This is a genomic window from Saccharopolyspora sp. NPDC045941 (assembly GCF_056431445.1).
Window position 1 is genome coordinate 114,084 of sequence record NZ_JBWKKU010000016.1, and the last position, 22,807, is coordinate 136,890.

The window sequence follows — 22,807 nt, forward strand, 5'->3', positions numbered from 1 at the left end:
GATCAGTGGTCGAGTCGGGTGCGGAGTTCTTCGAGCAGGCCCAGCGCGGCGTCGGCGATCACGGTGCCGGGCGGGAAGATCGCGCTGGCCCCGGCCTGCCGGAGGGCGTCGAAGTCGGCCGGCGGGATGACCCCGCCGACGACGACCATGATGTCCTCCCGGCCCAGCCCGGCCAGCTCGTCGCGCAGCGCGGGCACCAGGGTCAGGTGCCCGGCGGCGAGGCTGGAGACGCCGACGATGTGCACGTCCGACTCGGCGGCCTGGCGGGCCACCTCGGTCGGGGTCTGGAACAACGGGCCCACGTCGACGTCGAAGCCGAGGTCGGCGAACGCGGTCGCGATCACCTTCTGGCCGCGGTCGTGGCCGTCCTGCCCCATCTTGGCGACCAGGATGCGCGGCCGGCGGCCTTCGGCCTCGGCGAAGTCCACCACCTGCCGGCGGGCCGCCTCCAGCTGCTCCGACGGCCCCGACTCGTCCCGGTACACGCCCGTGATCGTACGGATCTGCCCGGAGTGGCGGCCGAAGACCTTCTCCAGCGCATCGGAGATCTCGCCGACGGTCGCCTTCTCCCGCGCGGCATCCACGGCCAGCGTCAGCAGGTTGTGCGCCATGTCGTTGGGGCGCTGGTCGGACATCGACGCCTCGGCCGCCGCGGTGAGCCGGCGCAGCGCATCCTCACAGGCCTGGCCGTCGCGCTCTTCGCGCAGCCGCCGCAGCTTCTCCAGCTGCTGCGCGCGGACCCCGGCGTTGTCCACCTTGAGCACGTCGATCTGCTCGTCGCCGTCGTAGCGGTACTTGTTGACGCCGATCAGCGGCTGCCGCCCGGAGTCGATGCGGGCCTGGGTGCGGGCCGCGGCCTCCTCGATGCGCAGCTTGGGGATGCCGGCGTCGATGGCCTGCGCCATGCCGCCTGCGTCCTCGACCTCGGCGATGTGCGCCCAGGCGCGCTCGGCGAGGTCCTTGGTGAGGCGCTCCAGGTAGTAGCTGCCGCCCCACGGGTCGATCACCCGCGTGGTCCCGGATTCCTGCTGCAGCAGCAGCTGCGTGTTGCGGGCGATGCGCGCGGAGAAGTCGGTGGGCAGCGCCAGCGCCTCGTCGAGCGCGTTGGTGTGCAGCGACTGGGTGTGGCCCTGGGTGGCGGCCATCGCCTCGACGCAGGTGCGCGCCACGTTGTTGTAGACGTCCTGGGCGGTCAGCGACCAGCCGGAGGTCTGCGAGTGGGTGCGCAGCGACAGGGATTTCGGGTTCTGCGGCTCGAAGGCCTGCACCAGCTTCGACCACAGCAGCCGCGCCGCGCGCAGCTTCGCGACCTCCATCGCGAAGTTCATCCCGATGCCCCAGAAGAACGACAGCCGAGGCGCGAAGGCGTCGATGTCCAGCCCGGCCTGCCGCCCGGCGCGCAGGTATTCGACGCCGTCCGCGAGGGTGTAGGCCAGCTCCAGGTCGGCGGTCGCCCCGGCCTCCTGGATGTGGTAGCCGGAGATGGAGATGGAGTTGAACTTCGGCATCCGCTGCGAGGTGTAGGCGAAGATGTCGGAGATGATCCGCATCGACGGCTGCGGCGGGTAGATGTAGGTGTTGCGGACCATGAACTCCTTGAGGATGTCGTTCTGGATGGTCCCGGCCAGCTTCTCCGGCGCGACGCCCTGCTCCTCGGCGGCGACGATGTAGAGCGCCATCACCGGCAGCACCGCGCCGTTCATGGTCATCGACACGCTCATCCGGTCCAGCGGGATGCCGTCGAAGAGCTGGCGCATGTCGAAGATCGAGTCGATGGCCACCCCGGCCATGCCGACGTCGCCCGCGACGCGCGGGTGGTCGGAGTCGTAGCCGCGGTGGGTGGCGAGGTCGAACGCCACCGACAGGCCCTTCTGGCCGGCGGCCAGGTTGCGGCGGTAGAAGGCGTTGGACTCATCGGCCGTGGAGAACCCGGCGTACTGCCGCACCGTCCACGGCTGGTTGACGTACATCGTCGGGTACGGCCCGCGCAGGAACGGCGCCGAACCCGGGTAGGTGTGCGGGAATTCGAGCCCCTCGACGTCGGCCGAGGTGTAGAGCGGCTTGATGCCGATGCCCTCCGGTGCCTCCCAGACCAGGGCGTCGGCCTCCTTGCCGGTGGCGGCGAGGATCTCGGCCTGCCACCGGGCCGGGTCGGCGGCGGGGGTGGCATCCAGCGGGATGTCGGCGAAGTTCGGGATCTGCGTCATCGGCCCACTCCCAGCTTCTCGTGGACGTCGGTGAGGACGGCCAGCGCGTCGCACCCGGCGAAGACGAACCCGTCGACGCCCTCCGGTGGCGGATCGCCCGGTTTTCCGGCCAGCAGCACGTGCTCCGCCCCGGCCTGCTTGAGCGCCGCGGCGGTTTCCGCGGCGCGCTCGGCGTAAACCTTGTCGCTGGAGCACAGGCAGACCACCGGCGCACCGGCGTACGCCGCCAGAACGTCCTCTGTGGACTCGGTCGCTCCGGCGTCGGTGCTTTCGATGCCGCCTGCGGCGAGCAGGTTCCGCGCGAACGAGGCGCGCGCGTTGTGCGCCGCGAGCGAGCCGAGCGTCGCGAGGAACACCGTCGGGCGGTTGCCCGTCTCGGCGAGCTGCGCGTCGGCGGCGTCGCGCAGCCGCTCGAAGTCCTCGGCGTAGCGGTGCACCGGGAGGCCGCCTGAAGGCTGCTGCGGTGCGGGCTCGCGTTCCAGCGGCGCCTCGTCCAGGTTCGGGAACTCGCTGACGCCGGTGATCGCGTCCGCGCGGTGCGCGATCGCCGCCCGGCGCTCCTCCCACGTGGCCGAGAGCCGCTCGGCGACGAGGCCGGATTCCAGCGCGGCGGGCAGCCCGCCCGCGGCCTCGATCTCCTGGAACCACCGCCAGGCGGCCTGCGCCAGCTCGTCGGTCAGCGACTCGACGTACCAGGAGCCGCCCGCCGGGTCGATCACCTGCGCCAGGTGCGATTCCTCCAGCAGCAGGGTCTGCGTGTTGCGGGCGATGCGGCGGGCGAAGCCGTCCGGCAGGCCGATCGCGGCGTCGAACGGCAGCGCGGTGACCGCCTGCGCGCCGCCCATCCCGGCGGCGAAGGTCGCGATCGTGGTGCGCAGCATGTTCACCCACGGGTCGCGCCTGGTCAGCATGGCCGCCGACGTCACGGCGTGCTGGGTCTGCGCCCGCGCCGGCTCCGACGCGCCGCAGGCGCGGGTCACCTGCTCCCACAGCCGCCGCGCGGCGCGCAGCTTGGCTATGCCGAGGAACTGGTCGGCGTTGGTGGCGTAGCGGAACTCCAGCAGCCCGGCGGCGGTGTCGACGTCCAGCCCGGCCTCGGTCAGCCACCGCAGGTAGGTCGTGCCCGCGGCCAGCGAGCAGCCGAGTTCCTGCGCGTCCGAGCCGCCCGCGTCGTGGTACGGCAACCCGTCCACGACCAGTGCCTTCAGCTCCGGGAACTCCGCCGCGCAACGGCGCGCCAGCCGCACCGCGCCGTCCCGGTCGCCGGGGCGGCCGGTCCGGGCCTGCACGCCCAGCGGGTCGGCGCCGAGGTTGCCGCTGAGCGCGCTGCCGCGCACACCCTGCTCGGCGGCCACTGCCAGGAACGCCTCGGCGGCGGCATCGAAGTCCTCGCCCGCGTCCAGTGCCACGCCGATCATGTCCAGGTGGACGCCTTCCAGCGCGTCCGCGAGGTCGTCGACGGCCAGCCCGCCGGAACCGAGCCGGAGCCACAGCGACGACACGCCGTTGTAGAGGTCGGCCAGGACCTCCCGGTTGGTTTCGGCGGCATCCGGGTTCTCGTGCCGCTGCCGCACGTCCCAGCCCTCGGCGACGCTGCCCTGCGGGCGGCTGCCGCGCACGAACGGCGCCAGCCCGGGCGAGCCGGCCTCGGGCGGCCCCTCGGTGTAGAGGGGGTGCACGGCTATGCCGTCGTAGGTCGTCGAGGCGAGCACGTCCTCCACCGGACCGGCCGGTGATTGCTCGCCGATCAGCCCGGATCGCTGCAGCACCTTCTTGACCTGAGCCCGCCACTGCTCGCGGTCCACGGGTGTGGCGGAGGAGAGGTCCGGCCCGCCGCCGCTCGACATCGAGTGCGCCACCATGGAGGTGAGGTTAGCCGAGTGCCCGGTTCTGGGAACACCCCTGATCTGTGAATCAGGTCGCAAGACGACCTAGCGGCGATTCACTTAGCGGCCATGTGGGGTAGTCCGGCGACGGCCCGGTCAGTCCCATTCCCAGGCGATCCCGAGGGTGCCCCGCGGCACGTCGCGGGTCGCGAGGTGCACCGACCGGCCACCGGTCATGACCAGCTCCGAGCCGGGGCTCTCGGCGTCGAACGGATCCTGCCGGAAAGAGCGGCACCGCACCGGAAGCGCCGATTCGGCGAAGCGTACGACATCACGTAGGCATCGGCCGGATACCGGAAGGCGCGGCGGTGGTCCAGGCTGATGGCCGGGTGCTCGATGCGCAGCTCGTACTCCAGCAGCTGCGTCTCGCCGGCCCGCAGGCTGCGGTCGAACAACAGCTCCGCGGCCATGATCGGGACCGCCGGATGCCGGCTGACCCGGCCCAAGCGGCAGTTCTCGGTCGGCGCCAGCACCAGCGAGCGCGAATCGCTGCCGGGCTCGCCGCGATACACGAAGAGGTGACGGTCGGGGCCGTCCTCCAGCGCCCGCAGCACCGTCCGGGTGCGGACCCGGTGGATCGCGAGGTCCGGGCCGACCGTGGCGATGTCCTCCATCGCGAAGGTGCGCAGCTTGTTGTCCGACGGGCCGAGCACCGGCTCGATCGTCTGCGCCAGGGCGATGGACGGTTCGAGGATCCCGTCGTAGCGGCGGTACTTCGGCGCCCGGTGGACCCACCGGCCGCGCGGGCGCGGCGGCCCGAGCAGCGCGATCAGCGAACGGCCGGGCAGCCCGAGGATGCCCTCGATGGCGCGCAGCGCGCGCAGGGAGTCGGCGCGTTCCGGACGGCTGCGACCCTGCTGCCAGTAGCTGAGGCTGGCCAGGCTGACCTTGATGCCGCGGCGGGCGAGCCTGCCGCGCAATCCCTCCAGGGTCAGCCCGCTGTCCTCGATCGAGGCGCGCAGTGCGGCGTGGAACGGGCCGGTCCGCAGCAGTGCCTCCAGGTCGGCCCGCGGGCTGGGGGATGCGCCGTTCATCGTGTCCTCCGCATTCGCGAGTCGCTGCGGGTGGAATACGCATTCTGTGGAACAACGAGGTTTTCAACCACGCCGCGCGCCCCGGGCGGCCGGACCGGACCGCCCGCCGGGCGAGCCCACCTGCGGCGACTGTCCGATTTTGGTGATTTAACAGTTTTCGCGGCGGGTTTCAGGCCGTCGCCGGGGTCGCGCCGGGCGATCTTGACACCGCCGCGCGCCCGCTATTCGCTGTCGCCGAACCGCTGGCGGCACGCCTCGGCGGAGAGTGCGCCGAACGGCCTTTTCCGTTGTCGCCGAACGGTTTCCGCGAAATACCCCGAGCAGACGATCTTCCCGGGAGGAAAGATGCATTCGTTGACCAAGCGCGCGCTAGGTGCGGCCGCGGGCGCGGTGGCGGTGACCGTGCTGCTGGTGGCGCCGACGGCGGCGGTCGGCGCGGAGCGGGCGGACCTCGATTCGGCGGTCCGGGACGCGATGCTCGCCGAACGCGGCCCGGCCGCCCTCGCCACGTTTGACGTCCAGGAGCTCGACGAGCCGTGGGTGGAGCCGACCCGCACCAACGAGCAGGGCTGGGCGTTCGGCACGACGACGATCCCCGCGCCCGCCAAGGAGCACTCGACGCCGCAGACCGCGATCTTCGTCGCGCACCGGGACGCGCGGGGCTGGCAGGTCGTGCTCGACGGCACGGCGGAGTTCGTGCAGGTCGCCGAGCGGGCGCCAGCCGGCATCGTCAGCCCGGAGGAGAAGCGCCTCTTCGCGCGCAACTACGACAACAGCCACCACATCGCCGCCGACACCGGACTGGGCCTGCCGTGGGCCGAGGGCGTGGCGTGGTGGATGGGCGGTGGCCCGCACGGCGACAGCGGCGAGAGCCGTCCGTACAGCTCGCTGGACTTCAACGGCGGCAACGGGCAGGTGCTGTCGGCGGGCGCGGGCCGGATCTACAAGAGCTGCCTGCGCAACGGCAGCGGGCTGGTGCGGGTCGTGCACGAGAACGGCTACAGCACGACCTACTACCACATGACGGGGCTCACCAACCTCGGCGACGGCCAGCCAGTCGCCTACGGCGGCTACCTTGGCCGCATCGACGTCGGCCTGCCCTGCGGGGGCAGCACCACCGGCCCGCACGTGCACTTCTCGTTGCTGACGGGGAGCTCCCACGCGCCGGTCGACGGCCAGACCATCGGCGGCTGGACGTTCTGGGAAGGCCAACGGGCCTACGGCGGCTACGCCGAGCGCAACGGCACCCAGGTCGCCCCGGGAGGCCGGGTCACCAACTACGGCCCGGCCTGACGGACCCGCCCCGGGCGCGACACTTCCCCCGCGCGCCCGGGGCGGTCGTGGGCTTCGTCGGCACAGCTGTCAGCGCTCGTAGGTCTCGCGACGGTGGCCGACCGCGACCACCACGACAACGAGGCGTCCATCTTCGACGCGGTAGATCACCCGGAAATCCGAGACCCGGATCCGCAGGTAACCGGAAACGCCCTTGAGCGCGATGGCCCCGGCGGGGCGCGGATTCGCGGCGAGCTGGTCGATCGCGACCTGCAGCCGTCGCCGAATCGGCTTGTCCAGCTTGGCCAGGGTCTTCAGGGCGTCGCGGGTGATCTCGATCTGGTAGGTCACTGATCCCGCTCCAACGCGACGATCGCCGCTTCCCAGGAAACCGTGCCCGACTCTTCCGCATCGGCGACGCGGCGCGCCCAGTGCGCGTCTTCCTCGGCTTCCCAATGCTCGGCGACGTCCGCTGCCACCAGCGCGGCAACCCGCTTGCCCCGGTGAGTCAGGTAGACGTACTGGCCCTCGCTCGCCAGCTCGATGTAGTTCGGCAGCTGGGCGCGGGCAGAGGAGACGTTGACTTCGATGGCGGCGCTGTCGTCCATGTGTACAGCTTCGGCGCTCATGCGCGGATTGTACAGTCGGTACAAGTAGTTGATCGATCACCCTGGGTCACGGCCGGCGGCCGCAGAGGTGGTAGACCCAGCCTGATTCCGGGGTGTAGTGCAGCTCGTAATGGGTCTCGATCTTCGGGCCGTCGTGCAGGTGGACGTGCCGCAGCAGCCGTCCCGCGACCGCCTCCGAGTCGCGCAGGTCCTGGATCCGGCCGTCCAGCGGCCCGCCGACGAAGCGCACGTTCCGGTTCTCCATGACACCCTCCTCCCGCACGTGCCCCAATGGTCCCCGATCGCAGGTCCCGAGCACCAGCACGCGAACCGGCGTGGTTCGAGGGGCGGCGGGTTCGGCCACCCCGGGTCACTCCGGCCCGAGCTGACCAGGGACGATGGGGGACTGATGAAGCTCACCGATCAGCTCCCCGCCTTGACGACCGACACCCCGGCCCCCGACGCGCTGCTCGACGCGTTCGTGTCCTGGACGACCGACCAGGGCATCGAGCTCTACCCGGCGCAGGAAGAAGCGCTGATGGAGGTCGTGACCGGGGCGAACCTGATCCTGAGCACGCCGACCGGCTCCGGCAAGAGCCTGGTCGCCACCGGGGCGCACTTCACCGCGCTGGCCGCCGGCAAGCGCAGCTTCTACACCGCGCCGATCAAGGCTCTCGTGTCTGAGAAGTTCTTCTCGCTGGTGGACGTCTTCGGCGCCGAGAACGTCGGCATGATGACCGGCGACAGCAGCGTCAACGCCGACGCCCCGATCATCTGCTGCACCGCGGAAATCCTGGCCAACATCGCGCTGCGCGACGGCGACCGCGCCGATGTGGACCAGGTCGTGATGGACGAGTTCCACTTCTACTCCGAGCCCGACCGGGGCTGGGCGTGGCAGGTGCCGCTGCTGGAGCTGCCGCGCACCCAGTTCGTGCTGATGTCCGCCACGCTCGGCGACGTCACGTTCTTCCAGGAGGACCTGACCCGGCGCACCGGCCGGGAGACCGCCGTGGTCACCTCGGCGGAGCGGCCGATCCCGCTGACCTTCCGCTACGCCAAGACGCCGCTGCACGAGACGATCGAGGAGCTGCTGGCCGGCCAGCAGGCCCCGGTCTACGTCGTCTACTTCAACCAGGCCTCCGCGCTGGAGCAGGCGCAGGCGCTGATGAGCGTCAAGGTCGCCACCCGCGAGCAGCGCGACCAGATCGCCGAGGCGATCGGCGACTTCCGGTTCACCGCCGGGTTCGGCAAGACCCTCTCCAGGCTGGTGCGGCACGGCATCGGCGTGCACCACGCCGGGATGCTGCCGAAGTACCGGCGGCTGGTCGAGCAGCTCGCGCAGGCCGGGCTGCTCAAGGTCATCTGCGGCACCGACACCCTCGGGGTGGGCATCAACGTGCCGATCCGCACCGTGCTGATCACCGGGCTGACCAAGTACGACGGGGTCCGCACCCGGCACCTGAAGGCGCGCGAGTTCCACCAGATCGCCGGTCGTGCCGGCCGCGCCGGGTACGACACCGCCGGTTACGTGGTGGTGCAGGCGCCAGAGCACGAGATCGAGAACGAGCGGGCGATCGCCAAGGCCGGCGACGACCCGAAGAAGAAGCGCAAGCTGGTGCGCAAGAAGGCGCCCGAGGGCTTCGTGTCCTGGAGCGAGAAGACCTTCGAGAAGCTGGTGGCCGCGGAGCCGGAGCCGCTGCGGTCCAGCTTCAACGTCAACCACGCGATGCTGCTCAACGTCATCAACCGGTCCTCCAACGGTCGGCACAGTGATGCGTTCGCCACAATGTCCCACCTGTTGACCGACAACCACGAGGACCGGCCGACGCAGCGCCGCCACATCCTGCGGGCCATCGCGATCTACCGCGCGCTGCTGTCCGCCGGAGTGGTCGAGCAGCTCGACGAGCCCGACGAGCAGGGCCGCCGGGTGCGGCTGACCGTGGACCTGCAGTTCGACTTCGCGCTCAACCAGCCGCTCTCGCCGTTCGCGCTGGCCGCGATCGAGCTGCTGGACTCCGTGTCGCCGGGCTACCCGCTGGACGTGCTGTCGGTGATCGAGTCCACTCTGGACGATCCGCGGCAGGTGCTCTCGCAGCAGCAGTTCAAGGCGCGCGGCGAGGCCGTGTCGCAGATGAAGGCCGACGGCATCGAGTACGACGAGCGGATGGAGCTGCTCGAGGAGATCACCCACCCGAAGCCGCTGGCCGAGCTGCTGGAAGCCGCCTACGAGACCTACCGCAAGGGGCACCCGTGGGTCGGCGAGCACGAGCTGTCGCCGAAGTCGGTGGCCCGCGACATGTACGAGCGGGCGATGAACTTCGTCGAGTTCGTCAACTTCTACGGGCTGGCCCGCTCCGAGGGCCTGGTGCTGCGCTACCTGGCCGACGTCTACAAGGCGCTGCGGCACACGGTGCCCGACGACGCCAAGACCGAGGAGCTCACCGACATCATCGAGTGGCTCGGCGAGCTGGTCCGGCAGGTCGACTCCAGCCTGCTCGACGAGTGGGAGAAGCTGCGCCACCCCGGCGCGGAGCCGACGGTCGTGGCGGTGGACGAGGGACCGGAGCGGATCACGCTGAACAAGCGGGCCTTCCGGGTGCAGGTGCGCAACGCGCTGTTCCGCCGCGTGGAGCTTGCGGCCCGCCGCCGCTACGACGAGCTCGGCGAGCTGGACGGCGACAGCGGCTGGGACGCCGACGCGTGGGCCGACGCGCTGGAAGAGTACTTCGAGCAGCACGAGGAGATCGGCGCCGGCCCGGACGCGCGCGGCCCGGCGCTGCTGCTGATCACCGAGGAGCCGGAGCGCTGGCTGGTCCGGCAGATCTTCGCCGACCCGGACGAGGACCACGACTGGGGCATCAGCGCCGAGGTCGACCTCGCCGCGTCCGACGAGGCCGGCGGCGCGGTCATCCGGATCACCGACGTCAACCAGCTCTGACGGTCTCGTGCGGAATGCGACCGTTCCGGCGGTCGCGGAGCACCCCGGTCTGCCCTACCATCCCGGCGAGATCACCCAGAAGGTCGCCGAAGGGAGCCGGGCATGCCGCAGACCATCGCAGTCGGAGTGGACGGATCGGACGAGTCGGTGCGGGCATTGCGCTGGGCGGCCAACCAGATCCGCGAGGTCGGCGGCATCGCCCACGCGATCATGGTCTGGCACCAGCCGGTCCAATTCGGATATCGTCTGCCGACCCCGGACACCGAGCTGGAAGAGCGGGCGAACACGGCGTTGAACACCGCTGTGAAGGCGGTCGAGGCCGATTTCCCCGACGTGGACCTGCGATCCAGGCTCATCCGCGGGCACGTGGTCGACGAGCTGGTCGGACTGTCCAAGCAGGCCGATCTGCTGGTGGTGGGCAACAAGGGGCACGGCGCCTTCACCGGCATGCTGGTCGGGTCGGTGGCGTTGAAGCTCGTGCACCACGCGGCCTGCCCGGTGGTCGTCGTCCGCTGACGACGGCCGGCCCCGGGACAAGTGGAGACGGGTGGGCATGCAGCAGGCCGAGGACATCACGATGTTCGGGCTCAGTGGGTGGCGGTGGCTCAACCCACCGGTGAACTGGTTGTCCTACGGGGGTTTGACGGTGACCGCCGACTCCGGCACGGACTTCTGGCGGACCACGCACTACGGATTCGTGCGCGACAGCGGGCACGCGCTGCTGCGGCCGGTGGGGCCGCGGTTCAAGCTGACGACCCGCTTGTTCGGCGACTACCGAGAGCAGTACGACCAGGCCGGGCTGCTGCTGCGGCTGGACGAGCGCAACTGGATCAAGGCGGGCATCGAGCTGGTCGACGGCGAGCAGCTGCTCAGCGCCGTGGTGACCCGCGACGTCTCGGACTGGAGCGTGGTGCCGCTGGAAGCGGTGTGCGGGCCGGTCGAGTCGATCACCCTGGAACTGGAGCGGGCGGGCGACACCGTGACGGTCCGCTACGCCGCCGACGGCGGCGAGCCGAAGTCGGTGCTGCGGATGGCGTACTTCCCGCCGGACCTCCCGGCCGAGGCCGGCCCGATGTGCGCCTCGCCGGACGGTGCGGGCTTCGCGATCCGCTTCTCCGAAGTGTCCCTGGTGGCGGACTGATCAGCGCTCCGCGGTGAGGAAGTCGCCGACCCGGGTCAGGCCGCGCCCGCCGGAGGTCAGGGCGCGGCCGAACCGGTCGGCGGCCTCGCCGGCGGTCTCGCGCCGCACCCGCCAGCCGAACCCGGTGAGCCGCTCGGCCGGGTCCGGCCGCTCGTCGGGGCCGAACAGCGCGTCCAGGTCGACGCCCCACTTCTCCGAGGACCGCGCCATGTCGTCGCCGAGCAGCACGCTCCGCTTCGCGGTGGGGTTCTCGATCGCGATCCTGCTGCCGGGCGCGGACATCTCGTCCACGGCCGCCAGCAGCCGCACGTCGGTCACGACGGGCAGGTAGTAGATCAGCCCTTCGGCCAGCCACGCGGTGGGGAGGGCCGGGTCGAATCCGGCGTGGCGGAGCGCGGCGGGCCAGTCGTCGCGCAGGTCCGCCGGCACCTCGTGGCGGTCGCAGGCGGGCCGGGCGCCGAGGCGGGCGAGGACCGCGCCCTTGTAGGCGAGCACCTTCGGCCGGTCGACCTCGAACAGCCGCAAGCCGGACGGCCAGGACAGCCGGAACGCCCTGGTGTCCAGGCCGGCCGCCAGGACGACCGCCTGCCGCACGCCCCCGGCGCAGGCCAGCTCGAACCACTCGTCGAACAGCCGGGAGCGCAGGCCGATGTAGTCGATGGTGTCCTGCCAGCCCTCGCCGAAGTCGGCCGCCGCCGTGGGCACCGCCGCCCCGGCGGCCCTGGCCAGGTCCGCGGCGAACGGGTCGTCGATGAGCCGGTCGGCGCGTTCGGTCTCCAGCGCCCGGGCCGCGGCGACCATCAGCGCGGTGATCCCGACTCCCGACGCGACGTCCCAATCCTCGTTCGCCGGCACGGTTCCCCCTCCGTTGTCAGCGAGTGCCGAAGTGCGAGCGCTCGCCGTCGTTCAAGGATTCCGCCATGGCGCAACACTAACCGGTCAGCGGCGGCGCCAGGCGCGTTCGCCGAGCAGGCGCAGGCCGTTGAGGCCCACGATGATCGTCGAGCCCTCGTGGCCCGCCACGCCCAGCGGCAGCGGCAGGTTCCCGACCAGGTCCCACGCCACCAGCACCGCGATGAAGGTGCCCGCGATGACGAGGTTCTGCTTGACCAGGCGGCGGGCCCGGCGGGACAGGTCCACGACCTTCGGCGCCGCGACCAGCTCGTCGCGGACGATCACCACGTCCGCCGTCTGGAGCGTGAGGTCGGACCCCGTGCGCCCCATCGCCACCCCGCAGTGCGCGGCGGCCAGCGCGGGCGCGTCGTTGACGCCGTCGCCCAGCACCATCGTCCGCCGCTCTGATTCCCGCACGGCCGCGACCTTGTCCGCGGGCAGCAGACCGGCGCGCACGTCGCCGATGCCGACTTCGGCCGCGACCCGGGCCGCCGCGCGCTTGTTGTCGCCGGTGAGCAGCACCGGCTCGGCGCCGGTCAGCTCCCGCAGTCCGCGCACCGCTTCGGCGGCGTCCGGGCGCAGCCGGTCGGCGATCCCGAGCACTCCGGCGGGGGAGCCGTCGACGGTCACCAGCACCGCGGTGTGGCCAGCGGTTTCCAGGTCGGCGGCGAGGTCCGAGCCGCGCGGGCTGGTGACCGCCACGACGCGTCCGTCCACTGTGGCCGATACGCCGAATCCCGGCGTGGCCCGGAAGTCCTCGACGGCCGGGATGGCGAGGCCCTTTTCGCGTGCGGCCGCGACGATCGCGCGCGCCAGCGGGTGTTCGCTGAGGTGCTCGGCGCCGGCCGCCAGCGCGAGGAGCTCGTCGGCGCCGCGGCCGCCGGCCGGGTCGATCCGCACCACGCGCGGCGCGCCTTCGGTGAGCGTGCCGGTCTTGTCCAGCGCGACCCGCTCGACCTCGCCGAGCCGTTCCATCGCCACGGCCGACTTCACCAGCACGCCGTGCCGGCCGGCGTTGGCGATCGCCGACAGCAGCGGCGGCATCGTCGCCAGCACCACGGCGCACGGCGATGCGACGATCATGAACGTCATCGCGCGCAGCAGGGCGCCCTCCAGGTCGTCGCCGAACAGCAGCGGAATCCCGAAGACTGCGAGCGTGGCCACCACGACGCCGATGGAGTACCGCTGCTCGATCTTCTCGATGAACAGCTGCGTCGGCGCCTTCGCCTCGCCGGCCTCCGCGACCAGCGCCACGATGCGCGCGATCATCGACTCCGAGGCGTCCTTCGCGACGCGCACCCGCAGCGCGCCGGTGCCGTTGAGGGTGCCGGCGAACACCTCGTCGCCCGGCCGCTTCGCCGCCGGCAGCGGCTCGCCGGTGATGGTGGCCTGGTCGACGTCGCTGGTGCCGTCGAGCACCTCGCCGTCGGCACCGATCCGCTCGCCGGGACGCACCACGATCACGTCGCCGACCTGCAGCTTCGCCGTGTCGACGGTCTCCTCGACGCCGTCGCGCACCCGCACCGCGGTCTCCGGCGCGAGGTCGAGCAGGCTGCGCACGGAGTCCTCGGTGCGGGCGGTGGCGTAGGCCTCCAGGGCGCCGGAGGTGGCGAAGATGACGATCAGCAGCGCGCCGTCGGTGATCTGCCCGATCGCGGCGGCGCCGATGGCCGCGACGATCATCAGCAGGTCCACGTCCAGGGTCTTCTCGCGCAGCGCCTGCAGCCCGGCCAGGCACGGTTCCCAGCCGCCGGTGGCGTAGCAGACCAGGTACAGCGCCCAGTAGAGCCCGGCGGGGCCGCCGGCGAGCTGCACGGCGAGGCCGAGCAGGAACGCCGCCAGCGCCGCGGCGGCCCACCGCGCCTCCGGGAGCGCGAACAGGCCGCGCCGGGTGCTCGGCGGCTCGGGTATCGGCGTGGTCGTGCGGTCGGTGACGGCGGTCATCGCGAGCACCCCTCCGGAGTCGGTTGTGGTCCGGGCGAGCACGATACATGAACGTCTGATCAATCATTCATATGTCCCACGACGTTAGACTCCCGGACATGGGTCACGGGGTCAAGCGCGATGTCACGCCGACTGCGCGGCTGGACGCGGCGTCGGCCGCCTCGGTCGCCGAGACCCTGCAGGCCCTGGCCACGCCGTCGCGCCTGCTGATCCTCAGCGAACTGCGCCAGCGCGCGATGGCGGTGGGCGAACTGGCGGAGGCGGTGGGCATGGAGCAGTCGGCGGTCTCGCACCAGCTGCGCCTGCTGCGCTCGCTCGGCCTCGTCGTCGGGAACCGCTCCGGCCGCAGCGTGGTCTACTCGCTGTACGACAACCACGTCGCCCAGCTGCTCGACGAGGCGGTCTACCACATCGAGCACCTGCGCATGGGGCTGTCGGACTGACCGGTCGGGCCGTCGGGTCGACGAGGCCGCACCCGTCGCCCACTTCGCCCGCTTCGATCCCGCCGACCGGCTAGATGCCGGGGCGGACAGGCGCCGCGTGGGATGCCCGTGTCGGTTGCCTGGTCGCCGATGCTCTTCATCTGGCGAGCGCGTCGTCCGGGAATCGTCATGCCGCTCGTCGGTGTATCGCGTCGATCCAAGGCGTGCCCCTGCGATCGGCTCTGCCGCGGGTTTTCCGGCGGTCTCGCTCAACCCTTGTCGGATGGGAGTCTCGCTCGTACTATCGCCCAGCCGCCTGGCGAGACATTAGTGTCATCAGGCGGTACAACTAGGCGACAAGGGAGTCCCATGAGCACGCCAACCGGGCAACGCCCGCTGTTTCAGCCTCGGGTGATCTCAGCGGCGGTCTTCGGCACCACGGTGGAGTGGTACGACTTCGCGCTGTACGCGACAGCCGCATCGCTCGTGTTCAACAAGCTGTACTTCCCCGGCGGCGACCCGCTGGTGGGGACGATCGCGGCCTTCGGCACGTTCGCCATCGGTTTCCTCGGGCGCCCGCTCGGCGGCGCCTACTTCGGCGAACTGGGTGACCGCAAGGGCCGCAAGCACGTACTCGTCGTCACGCTGCTGCTGATGGGGATCGCCACCACCGGGATCGGGCTGTTGCCCACCTATGGCGCGATCGGCGTCGCGGCCCCGGTTCTGCTGACGCTCCTGCGATTCCTCCAGGGCTTCGCGGCTGGTGGCGAGAAGACGGGCGCGCTGATCCTGCTGTTCGAGAACGCGCCGCCGCGCTGGCGAGGGTTGCTCTCCAGCCTCCCGGCCATCGGCACGGGTACGGGAACGCTGCTGTCGACGGGTGCGATGGCGCTGGCCTCGACGACGCTTTCCGAGCAGGCGTTCCTGGACTGGGGTTGGCGGATCCCGTTCCTGCTCAGCGCGGTGCTGACGTTGTTCGGGTTGTGGGTCCGCAGGTCGCTGGGCGAGACCGATGATTTCCAGCAGGAGTTGAAGCGCCTGGCGGTCGAACGGCCGGAGCGTGCCGGGAAGGAGTCGCTGCGGCGGCGGCTGGCGGCGAGCCGGTTCGTGGAGTCGTGGCGGAAGTACCCCAAGGAGATGGTCATCGTCATCTGCGCCGGGGCCGCGGAGAATTGCGGGTACTACGTCTTCGGCACCTTTTCCGTTGCGTACGCGGCGGATTCCGGCCTGGCCACCGGTCCGCTGCTCACCGGGATCATGGCCGTTTCGGTTGTGAAGCTCGTATCCGTGCCCCTGTTCGGGGCGCTCTCCGATCGCTGGGGAAGGCGTCCGGTCAGCATCCTGGGCGCGCTGGTGATGGCGGCGGCCTGCTACCCCTTCTTCCGCATGGTCGACACCGAGCAGGCCTGGCTGATCTGGTTGGCGCTGCTGCTGACCCTCGGGATCGGGCAGTCGGCCATCCTGGGATCTCAGCCGGCCTTCTTCGCGGAGCTGTTCAGCACCAGGGTGCGGTTCACGGCCGTGGGCGTCGCCAACAACATCGGCACGGTCCTCACCGGCGGGATGGCCCCGTTGCTCGCCAGCGCTCTGCTGCTGTGGTTCGGCCACAGCATCGCCGGTGTTGTCATCCTCCTGTTGCTGACCTGCGGCATCACCGTCGTCACCGTCGCGCTTGCGCGTGAGACGAGGGAACGCGAAGGCGTTCGTGCTCACGTCGAGGACAAGGTCGGTTAGGGCGTGGTCTCCGTGCGGAATCCGCACCGCTGCCGACTCGTTTCGACAAGAAGGGGAGGTGTCGCAGAATGGTATGATCGTGCTACTAGATGGTCCACGGTGATATCCGAAGGCAAGGAACGGTCGATGCAGAGCTCAGCAGGAGAAGGCGGCGAGGGAGTGCGCAGCGTGCTGCGCGCACTGGATCTGCTGGCGCTTTTCGATGATTCCCACCGTTCGCGCAGCATGCGGGAGCTGATCGACGCCACGGGGTTGCCGAAGTCCACAGTGGTCCGCCTGGTCGCCACGCTGGAGCAGCGCGGGCTGCTCTGGTCTCGTGGAGACGGTCGTCTCACTCCGGGTGGCGGGCTGCTGCGCTGGGCGCAGCTCGCGCAGGATGCCTGGCAGCTGCCGCCCGAGGCGGTCGAATGCCTGCGCATCCTGTCGGTCGAGGCGGGCGGCGAATCCTCGCGCATCTACATCCGGCAGGGCATCTCGCGGGTGTGCGTCGCTCAGCACGAGGGGACTCAGCAGCTGCGTCACGTGGTGCGCATCGGTGCGGCGATGCCCTTGTGGGCGGGCGCGTCCGGGCACGTGCTGCTCAGCGGAGGCGCGGCCCAGGACCTGCACCGCGCGGCGCTGGCCGCCGGGCGCGGCCCGGATTTCGAAGCGGTCCTGGCCGAACGGGTGCGCCGGGCCGGCGACCAGGGCTGGGCGGTCAGCCACGGCGAGCGCGAGGACGGCGTGTCCGCCGTGGCGGCGCCCATCACCGATGCGGCCGACCGGGTCGTCGCCGCGGTGGGCCTCGGCGGCCCCACCACCCGCTTCACCGAGGAACGCGTCAGCGCGTTCGTGCCCGTTCTGACGAAGGCGGCCGAGCGGCTGTCGGATCTGCAATTCATCGGAGGTACCGCGTGAGCGAACAGCTCTCCCCGCGTCCCGCCAACCTGCTCGCCGGCGTCCGCGTGCTGGACCTGACCAACGTGCTGGCCGGGCCCTTCGCGGCGTACCAGCTGGCGCTGCTGGGAGCGGATGTCGTCAAGGTGGAGATCCCGGGTGCCGGCGATCTCGCCAGGCGGCTGGGTGCGGACCCGGAGCTGAACGAGGACGGCCTCGGCGCCTCCTTCCTGGCGCAGAACAGCGGGAAGCGTTCGTTGACGGTCAACCTCAAGTCGCCGCGGGGGCGCGAGGTCCTGCTTCGCGCCGTGCGGCAGGCCGACGTGCTCGTGGAGAACTTCCGTCCCGGCGTCCTGGATCGGCTCGGGCTCGGCTGGGACGTGCTGCGGGAAGCCAACCGGGGGCTGGTGTGCTGCTCGATCTCCGGTTTCGGCCAGGACGGCCCGCTGCGCGACAGGCCCGCGTACGACCAGATCGTGCAGGGCCTGTCCGGGATGATGAGCGTGACCGGTACGCCCGAAACCGGGCCGCTGCGCGCGGGCTACCCGGTCGCCGACACCCTCGGCGGCATGGCCGCCGCCTTCTCCATCGCCTCGGCGATCGTGCACCGCGACCGCACCGGCGAGGGCGTCCGGCTCGACGTTTCCATGCTGGAGGCGGCGCTGACCGCCATGGGTTGGGTCGTCTCCAACCAGCTGATCGCCGGTCAAGAGCCGGTGCCCATGGGCAACGACAACTTCACCGCGGCGCCGTCGGGAACGTTCGCCACCGCCGATGGCATGCTCAACATCGCAGCCAACGAACAGCGCCAGTTCACCGCGCTGTGCCGGATCCTGGAACGCCCGGAACTGGCCGAGGACCCGCGTTTTGCCGAACGCGCGGCGCGCAAGGCGAACCGGCACGAGCTGACCGCGGAGTTGGAGAAGGCCCTCGCCGCACGGACCGCGCCGGAATGGGAGCGGCTGCTGGCCTCCGCCGGGGTTCCAGCGGCATGCGTGCTGACCGTCCCGGAAGCGCTGGCCCACGAGCAGATCGCCACCCGGGACTTCGTCCACGAGCTGCCCTTCCCCGGCAGTCCGGGGCGCGAGCTGCGGGTGCTCGGCAGCCCGATCCACGTCCGAGGCGCTGCGCCCGGGCCACAGACCCCACCACCGCTGCTCGGCGAACACACCGACGATCTGCTCGCCGAACTCGGCTACGGCGTCGAGGAAATCGCCGAGCTGCGCGCAGGAGGAGCGGTATGAACACCCCTGCCTTCGACACGGCCGAGGAGTACGAGGACAAGGTCACCGGCTGGTGGCGCACCGGCGTCAGCCGCATCCGGCCGGGGGAGATCCTGCTCCGCGGTTACCCCGTCGAGCAGCTGATCGGCCAGCTGTCCTTCGCCGACACGATCTGGCTGATGCTGCGCGGCGAACTCCCCACCGCGGCCCAGCGCCGGTTGCTGGAGGCCGCGCTGGTCGCGGCCGTCGACCACGGGCCCCAAGCGCCGTCCATCGCCGCGGCCCGGATGGCGGCCACCTGCGGACTCGGCCTGAACAACGCCGTCGCCACCGGGGTGAACCTCCTCGGCGACGTGCACGGCGGAGCCGGTCAGCAATGCATGCAGGTCCTGGCAGATCTCGAACAAGCCGCATCCCAGGGCGCCGATCTGGACGCGGCGGCCGAACGACTCGTGGCCGACTACCGCGCCGACCGCCGCCACGTTCCCGGATTCGGTCACCGGTTCCACCCGCGCGATCCACGCCGCGACCCGCTGCTGGCGCTGGTGGAGGAGGCCGTGACGGCCGGAGAAGTTCCCGGCCGGGCACTGCGCGCCGGAACAGCTCTGGAACGCGCGTTGTCCCAGGGCCGCAGCCGCCCCGTCCCGATGAACATCGACGGCGCGACCGCCATCATCTACCGCGAGCTCGGGTTCCCGCCCGAACTCGGCAGGGGGCTGTTCGTCCTCTCCCGCAGCGTCGGCATCCTCTCCCACGCCTGGGAGGAGAAGTCCCAGAACACCCGCATCAAAGGCCCGCTGCCGCGCCCCCTGCTGCCCGCCTACGACGGACCCGCTCCCCGCGGTCTGGAGCCGCGACACGCCTGAAGCCTCAGTTCAGGCCGATGATCTGGCCGTGGTCGTCGATGTCGATCGTCTCCGCCGCCGGGTGGGAGCCCAGGCCCGGCATCGTCCTCATCTCGCCGCAGATCGGGTAGATGAAGCCCGCTCCCACCGAGGCCCTGACCTCGCGGACCGGGAGGGTCCAGCCCGTCGGGGCCGCGAGCAGCGCCGGGTCCGAGCTCAGCGACAGGTGCGTCTTGGCGATGCACACCGGCAGGTCGCCGAAGCCGTTCGCCTCGTAGCCGTCCAGGGCGCGGGCCGCCGCCGGCAGGTACGACACGCCGTCCGCGCCGTACACCTTCGTCGCGATCGTTTCGATCTTCGCCCGCAGGTCCGCCGAATCCGGGTACAGCAGCTGGAAGCCGTTCGGTTCCTCGGCCGCCGCCACCACCGCTTCGGCCAGCTCCACCGCGCCCTTGCCGCCCTCCAGGAAGTGGTTGCTGATCGCGACGCGCGCGCCCTCCGCCTCGGCGACCTGCCGGATCGCCTCGTGCTCGCTGCGGTAGTCGGTCGGGAACGCGTTGATCGCCACCACCGGCGACACCCCGTGCAGGCGGATGTTGTCGATCTGCTTGCGCAGGTTCGCCGCCCCGGCCAGCACGTCGTCGGGGTTCTCCGCCAGCATCGCCGCGGGCAGCGGCTTGCCCGCCACCACCTTGTAGCGCCCGGAGTGCGCCTTCAGCGCCCGCACCGTCGCCACCAGCACCGCCGCGTCCGGGCGCAGGCCCGACGTGCGGCACTTGATGTTGAAGAACCGCTCCGCGCCCATGTCGGCGCCGAATCCCGCCTCGGTGACCACGTAATCCGCGCAGCGGCTGGCGATCCGGTCGGCCACCACCGACGAGTTGCCGTGCGCGATGTTGCCGAACGGCCCCGCGTGCACCAGCACCGGCGTGTTCTCAGTGGTCTGCATCAGGTTCGGCTTGATCGCCTCGCGCATGATCACCGTCATCGCCCCGGCCGCCCGCAGCTGCTCGGCGCTGACCGGCGAGCCGTCGCGGGTGTAGCCGACGACGATGCGGCCCAGCCGCCGCCGCATGTCCTGCAGCGACGTGGAGAGCGCGAGCACCGCCATCACCTCGCTGGCCGCCGTGATGTCGAAGCCGGTCTGCCGCGGCGTGCCGTCGAGCCTGCCGCCCAGGCCCGTGACGATGTTGCGCAGGTCGCGGTCGTTGACGTCCAGCACCCGCCGCCAGGTGATCCGGTTCGGGTCGATGCCCAGCGAATTCCCCTTGTCCAGGTGGTTGTCCAGCATCGCGGCCAGCAGGTTGTGCGCCGCGGTGACCGCGTGCATGTCGCCGGTGAGGTGCAGGTTCAGCGCCTCCATCGGCACCACCTGGCTGTAGCCGCCGCCCGCGGCGCCGCCCTTGATGCCGAACGTCGGGCCCATCGACGGCTGCCGGATCGCGACCGCGGACCGCTTGCCGAGGTGCCGCAACGCCTGGCCGAGCCCCACCGTCGTGGTGGTCTTGCCCTCGCCCAACGGGGTGGGCGTGATGGCCGAGACCACGACGTAGCGCGCGGTCGGCCGCTCGGGCAGCTCGTCGAGCGCGTCCAGCGAGATCTTCGCCGCGCTGCGCCCGTAGGGTTCGAGCAGGTGCGCGCCGATGCCCAGCTGCGCCGCGACGTCCTCCAGCGGCAGCAGCGCGGTGGCCCGGGAGATGTCCAAATCGGACGGAATGCTCATGCGGGGACCTCCCGTAGTCTGGCGACCAGGTCGTGGCGCCATTGCAGGGTCTTCGCGATTTCGTTGAACGTGAAGAAGTGCCAGCCCGCGATGCCGAGGTCCGGGTCGGCGAGGTGGGGGGACAGCTCGCCGAGCAGTTCCTCGGGCGTGTAGCGGGTGAGCAGCTTCGACACCACGCCGTGCTGCTTGCGCAGGAAGCGCATCGACTCGCCGAGCCCGATCTTCAGCGAGATCCGCAGCAGCCGGTGCGCGTCCACCACGCCCGGCACCCCGATGTGGATCGGCAGCGCCAGGCCGCGGGCCCGCACGGCCTTCACCCAGGCCGCCACGGTGTGCGGGTCGTAGCAGATCTGCGAGACGACGTAGTCGGCGTAGCGGGATTTCTCGGCCATCGCGCGGATCGTCGAGGCGTCGGAGATGAACGCGTGCCGCTCGGGATACCCGGTGATGCCCACTCGCGCGGGCCGCCTGCCCAGCTCGTCCATCGCGCGCAGCAGCGCCAACGCGTCCGGGAAGTCACCGCGCGGCTCGGGGGAGTCGCCGGCCACCACGAACACCTCGGACAGCCCGAGCCCGTCCGCGCGGTCCAGCAGCGCGGTCAGGTGCGCGGTGTCGGCGATCAGGCGGGCGGCCAGGTGCGGCACCGCGCGCAGGCCGCGGCCGGCCAGCTGGGCGGCGACGTCGAGGGTCGCCCGGGTGCCCTTCGACGGGGAGGCGGTGACGGTCACGGTCGTCCCCGCCGGCAGCAGCTCGGCCTGCTCGACCGCGCCGCGCAGCGGCAGCACCTCGAACCGGGCGTTCATGAGGTACTGCTCCAGTTGCCCGGCGTTGGCGTCCATCGCGATCACCTCCCCTTACGCCGTCCGGACGAGTTTTTTCGGGATGTCCTTGGTGGGATCCAGGAACGGCTTCTCCACGACGACCGCTTCCTGCGGGCCGTGCTGGGTGTCCACCACCAGCTCGGTGCCCAGCCCGTGGTAGGCGATCGGCACCATCGCGTAGCCGATGTTGCGCTCCAGCCGCGGCGAGTAGCAGGCCGAGGTGACCTCGCCGATGCGCAGGCCGTGCGGGTCGTGCACGTCGAAGGTGTCGATCATCTGGCCGTCGTTGAACGAACCCACGCTCGGGCCGCCGATCTCGACGCCCACGAGCTTGCGGCTGATGCCCTCGTCCTTGATCCGCCGCAGGGCGGCCTTGCCGATGAAGTCGGCCTCCTGGTCGAGGTCGACCATCCAGGTCTTCTCGAAGCCGTAGCCCACCTCGAACGGGTTCGTGTCGTAGGTGATGTCGCAGCCCCAGGACAGGATGCCGGCCTCGATGCGCCGGATGTGGCACGGCCCGATCACCCTCAGGTCGTGCGGTTTCCCGGCCTCCCAGATGGCGTCCCACAGCTTCACGCCGTCGCGGCTGGCGTCGTGCAGGTAGATCTCGTAGCCGAGCTCGGCGGTGTATCCGGTGCGCGACACCACCACCCGCATGCCGTCGAGCTCGCGGTCGACGGCGTAGTAGTAGGGAACGTCCAGGATGGACTCGCCGAACAGGTCGACCAGCACGTCCCGCGACTTCGGCCCCTGGATCTGCACCGGTCCGACGTCCGGCTCCCGGATCTGCACGTCCATCCCGAGGTTGTGCGCCAGGCCCTTCGCCCACAGCAGCACGTCGCTGTCGGCCAGCGACAGCCAGAAGTGGTTCTCGCCGAGCCGCAGCAGCACCGGGTCGTTGATGATGCCGCCGTCCTCGGCGGTGACGAACACGTACTTGCACTGCCCGACCTTGCACTTGGTCAGGTCGCGCGGCACGAGCATGTTGGTGAACTCGAACGCGTCGGGTCCGGTGATCTCCACCTGCCGCTCGACGCCGACGTCCCACAGCGTCACGCCTTCCAGCAGCGCCCAGTACTCGCCGATCGGGTCGCCGTAGTGGCGGGCGTGGTAGGTGTGGTTGTACACGCTGTAGAGGCCGACGCCGTGCCGCCGGGAGGCGTGGAAGAACGGCGACTTGCGCAGGCGCGGGTAGAGCAGGACGCCGGGGTTCGGGTTGATGCTCATGACTGGTTCCTC

General features: G+C 71.1%; 20 protein-coding genes. 9 read left to right on the plus strand and 11 right to left on the minus strand.

The window, feature by feature from the left end; translation table 11 throughout:
• Positions 1-2 precede the first annotated feature (2 nt).
• The 3 genes from scpA to AC07FN_RS15550 all read right to left on the minus strand — a co-directional run bounded on the left by scpA (position 3) and on the right by AC07FN_RS15550 (position 5,127).
• The gene (gene scpA, locus AC07FN_RS15540) at positions 3-2,207 is read right to left on the minus strand and encodes a methylmalonyl-CoA mutase (RefSeq protein ID WP_478396227.1); all 2,205 of its coding nucleotides are present in this window, start codon (positions 2,205-2,207) and stop codon (positions 3-5) included.
• Positions 2,204-4,069 (minus strand): methylmalonyl-CoA mutase family protein, encoded by a 1,866-nt coding sequence (locus tag AC07FN_RS15545; RefSeq protein WP_478396228.1) that lies wholly within the window; start codon positions 4,067-4,069, stop codon positions 2,204-2,206. The genes scpA and AC07FN_RS15545 overlap by 4 nt, the downstream gene beginning before the upstream one ends.
• A 197-nt stretch (positions 4,070-4,266) precedes the next feature.
• Complete coding sequence (locus AC07FN_RS15550; RefSeq protein ID WP_478396229.1) at positions 4,267-5,127, minus strand: hypothetical protein; 861 nt, start codon at positions 5,125-5,127, stop codon at positions 4,267-4,269.
• A gap of 345 nt (positions 5,128-5,472) precedes the next feature.
• Between AC07FN_RS15550 and AC07FN_RS15555 the strand changes: the two genes are divergently transcribed.
• Positions 5,473-6,420 (plus strand): M23 family metallopeptidase, encoded by a 948-nt coding sequence (locus AC07FN_RS15555; protein WP_478396230.1) that lies wholly within the window; start codon positions 5,473-5,475, stop codon positions 6,418-6,420.
• A 69-nt stretch (positions 6,421-6,489) separates the two neighbouring features.
• Here the strand turns inward: AC07FN_RS15555 and AC07FN_RS15560 are convergent, their stop codons facing one another.
• From AC07FN_RS15560 to AC07FN_RS15570, 3 genes are read right to left on the minus strand one after another with little or no spacing between them, the layout of a single operon-like run.
• Entirely contained in the window at positions 6,490-6,750 is a 261-nt protein-coding gene (locus AC07FN_RS15560) for a type II toxin-antitoxin system RelE family toxin (RefSeq protein WP_478396231.1), read from the minus strand.
• Positions 6,747-7,028 (minus strand): type II toxin-antitoxin system prevent-host-death family antitoxin, encoded by a 282-nt coding sequence (locus AC07FN_RS15565; RefSeq protein ID WP_478396232.1) that lies wholly within the window; start codon positions 7,026-7,028, stop codon positions 6,747-6,749. Before AC07FN_RS15565 ends, AC07FN_RS15560 begins: the two co-directional genes overlap by 4 nt.
• Before the next feature lie 46 nt (positions 7,029-7,074).
• Entirely contained in the window at positions 7,075-7,272 is a 198-nt protein-coding gene (locus AC07FN_RS15570; RefSeq protein WP_358575538.1) for a hypothetical protein, read from the minus strand.
• A 144-nt stretch (positions 7,273-7,416) separates the two neighbouring features.
• On the opposite strand from AC07FN_RS15570, the gene AC07FN_RS15575 reads away from it, so the two are divergent.
• From AC07FN_RS15575 to AC07FN_RS15585, 3 genes are all read left to right on the plus strand, one after another.
• The gene (locus AC07FN_RS15575; RefSeq protein WP_478396233.1) at positions 7,417-9,945 is read left to right on the plus strand and encodes a DEAD/DEAH box helicase; all 2,529 of its coding nucleotides are present in this window, start codon (positions 7,417-7,419) and stop codon (positions 9,943-9,945) included.
• 102 nt (positions 9,946-10,047) lie between these two features.
• Complete coding sequence (locus AC07FN_RS15580) at positions 10,048-10,461, plus strand: universal stress protein (RefSeq protein ID WP_478396234.1); 414 nt, start codon at positions 10,048-10,050, stop codon at positions 10,459-10,461.
• A 37-nt stretch (positions 10,462-10,498) separates the two neighbouring features.
• Positions 10,499-11,086 (plus strand): DUF1349 domain-containing protein, encoded by a 588-nt coding sequence (locus AC07FN_RS15585; RefSeq protein WP_452617326.1) that lies wholly within the window; start codon positions 10,499-10,501, stop codon positions 11,084-11,086.
• On the opposite strand, the gene AC07FN_RS15590 is transcribed toward AC07FN_RS15585, so the two are convergent.
• Complete coding sequence (locus AC07FN_RS15590; protein ID WP_478396235.1) at positions 11,087-11,941, minus strand: SAM-dependent methyltransferase; 855 nt, start codon at positions 11,939-11,941, stop codon at positions 11,087-11,089.
• An 84-nt stretch (positions 11,942-12,025) separates the two neighbouring features.
• Positions 12,026-13,924 (minus strand): heavy metal translocating P-type ATPase, encoded by a 1,899-nt coding sequence (locus AC07FN_RS15595; protein WP_478396236.1) that lies wholly within the window; start codon positions 13,922-13,924, stop codon positions 12,026-12,028.
• A gap of 98 nt (positions 13,925-14,022) precedes the next feature.
• On the opposite strand from AC07FN_RS15595, the gene AC07FN_RS15600 reads away from it, so the two are divergent.
• The 5 genes from AC07FN_RS15600 to AC07FN_RS15620 all read left to right on the plus strand — a co-directional run bounded on the left by AC07FN_RS15600 (position 14,023) and on the right by AC07FN_RS15620 (position 19,045).
• Positions 14,023-14,367, plus strand: a complete 345-nt coding sequence (locus AC07FN_RS15600; protein WP_478396237.1) for an ArsR/SmtB family transcription factor — start codon at positions 14,023-14,025, stop codon at positions 14,365-14,367.
• 348 nt (positions 14,368-14,715) lie between these two features.
• Entirely contained in the window at positions 14,716-16,080 is a 1,365-nt protein-coding gene (locus AC07FN_RS15605) for an MFS transporter (protein ID WP_478396238.1), read from the plus strand.
• Positions 16,081-16,206: 126 nt separating this feature from the next.
• Entirely contained in the window at positions 16,207-16,977 is a 771-nt protein-coding gene (locus tag AC07FN_RS15610) for an IclR family transcriptional regulator (RefSeq protein ID WP_358389043.1), read from the plus strand.
• Positions 16,974-18,200, plus strand: a complete 1,227-nt coding sequence (locus tag AC07FN_RS15615; protein WP_478396239.1) for a CaiB/BaiF CoA transferase family protein — start codon at positions 16,974-16,976, stop codon at positions 18,198-18,200. The genes AC07FN_RS15610 and AC07FN_RS15615 overlap by 4 nt, the downstream gene beginning before the upstream one ends.
• Positions 18,197-19,045 carry a citryl-CoA lyase gene (locus AC07FN_RS15620; protein WP_478396240.1) on the plus strand — a complete coding sequence of 283 codons (849 nt, stop codon included), beginning with the start codon at positions 18,197-18,199 and terminating at the stop codon, positions 19,043-19,045. Before AC07FN_RS15615 ends, AC07FN_RS15620 begins: the two co-directional genes overlap by 4 nt.
• A 4-nt stretch (positions 19,046-19,049) precedes the next feature.
• Here AC07FN_RS15620 and AC07FN_RS15625 read toward each other — a convergent pair whose 3' ends face one another.
• From AC07FN_RS15625 to AC07FN_RS15635, 3 genes are read right to left on the minus strand one after another with little or no spacing between them, the layout of a single operon-like run.
• Positions 19,050-20,747 (minus strand): formate--tetrahydrofolate ligase, encoded by a 1,698-nt coding sequence (locus AC07FN_RS15625; RefSeq protein ID WP_478396241.1) that lies wholly within the window; start codon positions 20,745-20,747, stop codon positions 19,050-19,052.
• A complete protein-coding gene (locus tag AC07FN_RS15630) occupies positions 20,744-21,586 on the minus strand; it encodes a methylenetetrahydrofolate reductase (RefSeq protein ID WP_478396242.1) in 843 nt (280 codons plus the stop codon). Before AC07FN_RS15630 ends, AC07FN_RS15625 begins: the two co-directional genes overlap by 4 nt.
• A 15-nt stretch (positions 21,587-21,601) precedes the next feature.
• On the minus strand, positions 21,602-22,795 hold the full coding sequence (locus tag AC07FN_RS15635; RefSeq protein ID WP_478396243.1) for a glycine cleavage T C-terminal barrel domain-containing protein: 1,194 nt from the start codon (positions 22,793-22,795) through the stop codon (positions 21,602-21,604).
• Positions 22,796-22,807: the final 12 nt, after the last annotated feature.